This window comes from Streptomyces purpurogeneiscleroticus (assembly GCF_020024005.1).
Classification (GTDB): Bacteria; Actinomycetota; Actinomycetes; order Streptomycetales; family Streptomycetaceae; genus Streptomyces; species Streptomyces purpurogeneiscleroticus.
On the sequence record NZ_NHSG01000314.1, the window covers coordinates 23,148 to 30,255 of the forward strand.

The window sequence follows — 7,108 nt, forward strand, 5'->3', positions numbered from 1 at the left end:
CGGAGCGTGCCTGCCGTGGACCAGCTGGCCCTGATGTTCGTCCTGCTGCTGGGGGCCGTGGTCATGGTCCCGCTCGGTGACCGGCTGGGGCTGCCGTCACCGGTGCTGATGACGATTGCGGGCGCGGTGCTGGCCCTGCTGCCGTTCGTACCGAACGTCCATGTGCCGCCGGAGTACATCCTCCCGCTGCTGCTGCCACCGCTGCTGTACGCGGCGGTGCAGCGCACGTCCTGGCGGCAGTTCACCGCCAACATCAGGCCGATCTTCCTGCTCGCGGTGGCGCTGGTGTTCGCGACCACCGCGGCCGTCGCCGCCGTCGCGCACAGCGTCGTCCCCGGCCTGCCGGTGGCCGCCGCCGTCGTGCTGGGCGCGCTGGTCGCGCCGCCGGACCCGGTCGCCGCGACCGCGGTGGCCGGCAAGCTCGGGCTGCCCCGCCGACTCGTGTCGATCCTGGAGGGCGAGGGCCTCTTCAACGACGTCACCGCGATCGTGCTGTACCACGTGGCGCTGGCCGCCGCGGTCTCCGGCACCTTCTCGGCACCGGCCGCGGTCGGCACGCTGGTGCTCTCCGCCGTCGTGGCGATAGCGGTCGGCGTGGTGCTCGGCTGGCTGGCCAACAAGCTGATGGACGTGGTGGACGACGCCACCCTCCAGGTCGGCCTGTCGCTGCTGGTGCCCTTCGTGGCGTACGTCCTCTCCGAGGAGTTCCACGGCTCCGGCGTGCTCTCGGTGCTCACCGCGGCGCTCTTCCTCGCGCACTACGCCGCCGACGCCGACGACGTGATGGGCCGGCTCGCCGGGCACACCTTCTGGGAGGTCGTCGACACCCTGGTCACAGGTGTCGCGTTCGGCCTGATCGGCCTGGAGCTGCACAACATCTTCGGCACCGCGGCCGGGCACTGGCAGCAGCTGCTGGGCGCCTGCGCCGCCGTCATCGGGGTCGTGGTGGGCCTGCGGCTGCTGTGGCTGCTGCCCGCCGCGTGGCTGGCCAAGCGGCTGCACCGGCACCGCATCGCGGAGGAGATCCCCACCAGCTGGCGGGAGACCATCGTGATGTGGTGGTCGGGGATGCGCGGGGTGGCCTCGGTGGCGCTGGCGCTGGCCATCCCGTTCGAGGTCGACGGCGGCGGGCCGTTCCCGGCCCGCGACGAGATCCTCTTCATCGCCTTCTCCGTGGTGCTGGCCACCCTCGTCGTCCAGGGCCTGACGCTGCCCTTCCTGGTCAAGAAGCTGGGGGTGCGGGCCGACACGGACGCCGAGGACGCGCTGGAGCGCGAGCTGGCGATCCGGGTGGTCAAGGCGTCCCGGCAGCGGCTGAAGGAGGTGCTGGCGGAGGAGGAGCTGTCCGACGAGGTCGTGGAGCGGCTGTCCCGGAGCACGTACGAGATGGGCGCCCGCATCTCGCCGGACATCGTGGACGACGAGCGGCGCGAGGGCTACGACAAGCGCATCGCGCGCGTGAAGAAGGTCCAGCGCATCCAGAGCGAGCTGCTGTCGGCCGCGCGCCACGAAGTACTCGCGGCGCGCTCCGAGCCCGGCTCGGACCCGGAGGTGGTCGACCGGGTGCTGCGCCACCTGGACGTACGGAGTATGCGCAGCACGCCTTCCTGATCGCCTGCTGAAACGCTACTTCTCAAGGGCGGGACGGGGCTCCGGCCCGGGCTCCAGGATGGGGGCCGGCGCGGTCGCGACGCGCGGGAGCGCGTACGGGTGCGCGTCCCGCAGCCACGTGATCATCTGCTCGCGCACCTCGCAGCGCACTGTCCAGATCGCGTCCGCGTCCCGGGCCGTCACCAGCGCCCGCACCTCGATCGTGGTGGGCGTGGTGTCGGTGACCACCAGGGTCTGGTCCCGGCCGTCCCAGGCGTCGGAGCCCTTCAGGATCTCCGCCAGTTTCTCGCGCATCTCCTCGACCGGCGCGCTGTGGTCGAGCTGGAAGAAGACGGTGCCGGTCATCTGCGCGCCGCCGCGCGACCAGTTCTCGAACGGATTGCTGGTGAAGTACGAGACCGGCATGGTGATCCGGCGCTCGTCCCAGGTCCGTACGGTCAGGAAGGTCAGGGTGATCTCCTCGACCGTGCCCCACTCGCCGTCCACCACGACCGTGTCGCCGATCCGCACCATGTCGCCGAAGGCGATCTGCAGGCCCGCGAAGAGGTTGCCGAGCGTGGACTGCGCCGCGACACCGGCGACGATGCCCAGCACACCGGCCGAGGCCAGCATCGAGGTGCCGACCGTGCGCATCGCGGGGAAGGTCAGCAGCATCGCGGCGACGGCGACGACGATGACGATCGCGGTGACCACCCGCTGGATCAGCGTGACCTGCGTACGGACCCGGCGGACCCGGGCGGCGTCGCGGGCGCCCGCCGCGTACCGCGAGTACGAGGACTCCACGATCGCCGCCGAGATCCTGATCGCCAGCCAGGCGGTGGCGGCTATCAGGACGAGGGAGAGCAGCTGCCCGATGCCGCCGCTGTGCGCGTCGATGACCGCGATCTTGGTGCGGTCGAACGTGCCGCGCAACAGGGCCGTCAGCAGCACGACTTGGAGCGGTATCCGGCAGCGCCGCAGCAGCCCCCACAGTGGGGTGTCCGGGCGCGCGGCGTCGGCCCGGCGCATCGCCAGATCGGCCGCCCACCCCAAGGCGAGCGTGAGGGCGACCGAGCCGCCCACGACGATCAGCGGACGGAGTACGTCCTCCATGGACACGTGATTCCTCCTGATATGGGGTCCGCTCCCTGTCGACCGTAACTGGCACGATGGAAGGAGTGCGATCCATCGACAGGGAAGTGAATCCAGTGACCGGCTCTGCGGCGACTCAAACCGTCATTCTGTTCCATTCTGTGTACGGGCTGCGGCCGGCTGTACAGGCGGCCGCCGAGCGACTGCGCGCTGCCGGCCATGAAGTGATCGTTCCCGACCTGTTCGACGGGCGCACTGCCGACACCATCGAGGACGGCATCGTGATCAAGGACGAGATCGGCAAGGACGAGCTGCTGCGGCGCGCGGTGGTCGCCGCGGCCCCGTACTCGGACCGCGGGCTGGTCTATGCCGGCCTGTCCTTCGGCGGCTCCGTCGCGCAGAATCTGGCGCTGGGCGACGAGAAGGCGCGCGGACTGCTGCTGATGCACGGCACGTCCGACATCGCCGACGACGCCGCCGTGGACGAGCTGCCGGTCCAGCTGCATGTGGCCGACCCCGACCCCTTCGAGCCGCACGACTGGCTGAACGCCTGGTACCTCCGCATGCAGCGGGCCGGCGCCGACGTCGAGGTCTACCGCTACGCCGGGGCCGGGCACCTCTTCACCGACGACGGGCTGCCCGACCACGACAAGGAGGCCGCCGAGAGCGCCTGGAAGGTGGGACTGGGCTTCCTCGCGAGCCTGTGAGCCCGGAGCCCGGAGGCGCGGCCCGGCGGCCGTACGCGGTCTCCGGTCAGACCACCGGCCCGTCGGCCCGCTCCACACGCTGGGTGCCGCTGAGCGTGCGGTACGAGCGCACGTGCGAGGCCGTGGCGTTCTTGTCGGCCTTGTCGGAGACGGCGAAGTAGTCCATCTGCGTCCGCTCGGCGGTGACGTCCAGGACGCCGTAGCCGTGGCTGTCCATGTCCAGCCATTTCACGTGCCGGTTGGTGGCGCGGATGGCCGCGGCGGCGGGCAGGGAGACCGTGTGCGGGGCGACGTGCAGGATGTCGTCGAGGTTGTCGGAGGTGACCGAGGTGACGACGAACTCGGTGGCCACCGGGTCCTGCCCCGGGTACGTCGCGGCCTTGAGCGGCACATCGTTGGCCCACGCCATGTGGATGTCGCCGGTCAGGAAGACGGTGTTGCCGATGGACCGGTCGCTGAGGTGCGTGAGCAGCTCGCGCCGGTCGTCGGTGTAGCCGTCCCACTGGTCGGTGTTGATGGCCAGCCCCTCCTTGGGCATGCCGAGCACCTCGGCGAGCGGCCCCAGCAGATGCGCGGGCACCGACCCGAAGGCCACCTGCGAGACCATCACGGAGGTGCCGACCAGCCGCCAGGCCGCCGCCGAGCGTTCCAGCCCCGCCTTCAGCCAGTCCAGCTGGGCCCGCCCGGTGAGCGTGCGGCCGGGGTCATCGGCCTCGCCGCTGCCGACCGGCACCTGCTCGTCCCGGAAGCTGCGCAGGTCCAGCAGGTGCAGATCGGCGAGCGTGCCGAACTGCAGGCGGCGGTAGGTGGTGCCGGCGATCGAGGGGCGTACCGGCATCCACTCGAAGTACGCCTGCTTCGCCGCGGCCATCCGCGCCGCCCAGTCGCCCTCGGCGCCCGCCGTGTGGTTGTACGCGCCGCCCTGCCAGGCGTTGTCGGCGAACTCGTGGTCGTCCCACATCGCGATCACCGGGTGCGCGGCGTGCATGGCCTGCGCGTCGGGGTCGGTCTTGTGGACGCCGTGCCGGATGCGGTAATCGGCCAGCGAGAGGATCTCGTGGCCGGGGGAGTGCGGTCGGATCACGTACTTCAGGGCCGGGTACTCGCCCGTCTTGTACTCGTAGAGGTAGTCGCCGAGATGCAGCACCGCGTCCAGGTCGGTGCGGGCCGCGAGGTGGCGGTACGGCGAGAAGTAGCCGGCCTCCCAGTTGGCGCAGGAGACCACGCCGAAGCGGACGTGGGGCGCCGCGGTCCCCGCCGCGGGCGCGGTGCGGGTGCGGCCCACGGGGGAGTGGACGCCGAGCGCGGTGAAGCGGAACCAGTAGGTGGTGGCGGGCGCGAGGCCCCGTACGTCCGCCTTGACGGTGTGGTCGGTGGCCGCCGAGGCGGTCGCGGTTCCCCGCGCGACCACCTTGGTGAAGCCCTTGTCGGCGGCCACCTGCCAGCTCACCTCGGTGGCCGGGCCCTTGCCCGAACCGGGCAGCGCGTCGGCGGCCGGGGTGACGCGGGTCCACAGCAGGACGCCGTCGGGCAGCGGATCGCCGGAGGCGACGCCGTGCCGGAAGGGGACCGCGGCGGCGGGCTCGGCGGCGCGCGCGGTGGCGGCGGCGCCCAAGGGCAGCAGGGCGGCGGTCGTGGCTACGGCCGTGACGGCAGTACGGCGCGAGATCTGGTCATGATCGGTCACGGCCGATCACACTACTGGCTGGTAAGTGAAACAAGGGGTACGGATTCCATCGAATCCGTGAATCCGTACCCCGGTCAGCGCCCCCGCGCCGTCACTTCTTCGCCGGGCCGAACTCCTCGTCGATCATCTTCTTGAAGTTGGCCTGCGCGAGCTTGTTGTACTGCGCCTGCGTCATCTGCTGCTGCGGGATCTGCGCCATTTCCAGCTTCTTGTCCCCGTGCAGGAAGGTGGGCGTGCCCTTCACGCCCTTGCGGCCGAACAGCCCGGCCATCTCCATCGCCCAGCGGTCGTACGTGCCCTTCTCGACCGCCTGCCGGAAGTCCTTGTCGCCCTTGAGCTCCGGCACCTGGTCGGCGACCTTCAGCAGCGCGGAGTCCTTGGCGTAGGTGTCCACGCTCTCCTCGGGGTGGTTCTTCACCGAGTACAGCGCCTCCTTGTACTGGAGGAACGCCTCGGGGCTCTTGTTCAGCGCGGCGCCCAGCGCGCTCAGCGCGTTCTTGGAGCCCTCGCCGCCGGCCATGTCGTCGATGAACGCGTACATCGTGAAGCGGACCTTGTAGCGGCCGTCCTCGACGTCCTTCTGGAGGACCTCGCCGCTGGACTGCTCGAAGGACGCGCACGCCGGGCAGCGGATGTCCTCGAACACCTCCAGGGTGTCCTTGGCGTTCTTGTCGCCGATGACGATCTCGGTGCCGTTCTTGCCCTGCGTGTGCGCGGGCTGGACCAGCTTCGCCTCCTTGGCGGCTTCCCAGCCGGTGGGCTCGTTGGCCTTCATGACGCCGTAGCCGATGCCGCCGGCGATCACCAGGACGCCGAGCACGCCACCGGCCACGACGAGCTGGCGGCGGAGCCTCGCGCGCTTCTTCTCCCGCTCCCGTTCGGCACGTATGCGTTCCCGGGCTGCGGACTTGGCGGCCTGGCTGTTGCGGTTGCTCATGCGGTCCCCTCCATGGCGGGGAGTCTGCCACGGGGGCCGGCCGTTGCGGACGCGTCCGTTACTTCTTGAGGCCCTTGTCCACAAGGGAGTGGAACACATCGACCGTGGACGGCGCGCTCTGCCCGTCGGCCGAGAGGAGCTTGTCGTTCAGCTTGACCGTCGGCGTGCTCCGTACGTCCTTCGCCTTGTTGAACGCGTCCGACATCGTCAGCGCCCAGCGATCGTACGTGCCGTCCTTCAGGGCCTTCTGGAACGCCTTGTCGCCCTTCAGCTCCGGCACGGTGTCCGCGACCTTGATCAGGTAGGAGTCGTCGGCGAACTTGTCCGGGCCGGTCTCCTGCGGGTGGTACTTCTTCGAGTACAGCGCGTACTTCAGGTCGAGGAACGCCTCGGGGCTCTTGTTCAGCGCGGCGCCCAGCGCGCTCACCGCGTTCTTGGAGCCGGTGCCCTGGAGGTTGTCGTCCAGGAAGGTGCCCAGGTGGAAGGTGGCCTTGTACTTGCCGTCGGCGATGTCCTTCTCGACCGTCTTGCCGACGTTCTGCTCGAAGTTGGCGCAGCCGGGGCAGCGCGGGTCCTCGTACAGCGCGAGGGTGTTCTTCGCGTCCTTCTTGCCGATCGTGATGGTCGTGCCGTCGGCGCCGGAGGTGTTGGCCGGCTTGACCAGCTTGGCGTCCTTGGCCTTGGCCCAGGTGTCCTCCGGGCTGCCGTCGCCGCCGCCGGAGTTGGCGACGGCCAGGCCGATGCCGCCGGCGATGGCCAGCACGACGACGATGGCGCCGCCGACCGTCAGCTGACGGCGCAGCTTGTCCTTCTTGGCCTGCCGCTCGCGCTCGGCGCGCAGCCGCTCACGCGCTGCCTGCTTGTTCGCCTGGCTGTTGCGGTTGCTCATGATCGTGTCGCTCCTGGGGGCTGCTGTGTGCCGGGGCGGCGCGCGCCCCGCACGGGGTACGGAAGGGGACCGGTGACTCGCGGATCAGGCCGCGAGGGAGCAGACGGGCGGTCCCCGGCGTACTACGCAGTGCACGAGCAGAGGGGTACTGAGGGAGGGGCCGGCGGCCGGCGCGGGGCGGACGGCCGGGCGGTGCGGGGCGCGCC

At 70.7% G+C, this 7,108-nt stretch carries 6 protein-coding genes; 2 read left to right on the top strand and 4 right to left on the bottom strand.

The window, feature by feature from the left end:
* The first annotated feature begins 33 nt into the window (after positions 1–33).
* A complete protein-coding gene (locus tag CCS38_RS20350; protein WP_263302348.1) occupies positions 34–1,611 on the top strand; it encodes a Na+/H+ antiporter in 1,578 nt (525 codons plus the stop codon).
* A gap of 15 nt (positions 1,612–1,626) precedes the next feature.
* On the opposite strand, the gene CCS38_RS20355 is transcribed toward CCS38_RS20350, so the two are convergent.
* Positions 1,627–2,703 (bottom strand): mechanosensitive ion channel family protein, encoded by a 1,077-nt coding sequence (locus tag CCS38_RS20355; RefSeq protein ID WP_223734734.1) that lies wholly within the window; start codon positions 2,701–2,703, stop codon positions 1,627–1,629.
* 95 nt (positions 2,704–2,798) lie between these two features.
* Here CCS38_RS20355 and CCS38_RS20360 point away from each other — a divergent pair, with 95 nt between their 5' ends.
* Positions 2,799–3,389 (top strand): dienelactone hydrolase family protein, encoded by a 591-nt coding sequence (locus CCS38_RS20360; RefSeq protein WP_372457122.1) that lies wholly within the window; start codon positions 2,799–2,801, stop codon positions 3,387–3,389.
* A gap of 46 nt (positions 3,390–3,435) precedes the next feature.
* Here CCS38_RS20360 and CCS38_RS20365 read toward each other — a convergent pair whose 3' ends face one another.
* The 3 genes from CCS38_RS20365 to CCS38_RS20375 form a co-directional block, all read right to left on the bottom strand.
* Complete coding sequence (locus CCS38_RS20365; protein ID WP_223734736.1) at positions 3,436–5,076, bottom strand: alkaline phosphatase D family protein; 1,641 nt, start codon at positions 5,074–5,076, stop codon at positions 3,436–3,438.
* Between the two features lie 91 nt (positions 5,077–5,167).
* Positions 5,168–6,013 (bottom strand): thioredoxin domain-containing protein, encoded by an 846-nt coding sequence (locus CCS38_RS20370; protein WP_223734737.1) that lies wholly within the window; start codon positions 6,011–6,013, stop codon positions 5,168–5,170.
* Positions 6,014–6,071: 58 nt separating this feature from the next.
* The gene (locus CCS38_RS20375) at positions 6,072–6,902 is read right to left on the bottom strand and encodes a thioredoxin domain-containing protein (protein ID WP_223734738.1); all 831 of its coding nucleotides are present in this window, start codon (positions 6,900–6,902) and stop codon (positions 6,072–6,074) included.
* Positions 6,903–7,108: the final 206 nt, after the last annotated feature.

Excerpts from the sequence above, each read along its gene's own strand:
- CCS38_RS20350 (WP_263302348.1), top strand. The coding sequence starts at position 34 with ATGTTCGTCCTGCTGCTGGGGGCCGTGGTCATGGTCCCGCTCGGTGAC.
- CCS38_RS20370 (WP_223734737.1), bottom strand. The coding sequence starts at position 6,013 with ATGAGCAACCGCAACAGCCAGGCCGCCAAGTCCGCAGCCCGGGAACGC.
- CCS38_RS20355 (WP_223734734.1), bottom strand. The coding sequence starts at position 2,703 with ATGGAGGACGTACTCCGTCCGCTGATCGTCGTGGGCGGCTCGGTCGCC.
- CCS38_RS20375 (WP_223734738.1), bottom strand. The coding sequence starts at position 6,902 with ATGAGCAACCGCAACAGCCAGGCGAACAAGCAGGCAGCGCGTGAGCGG.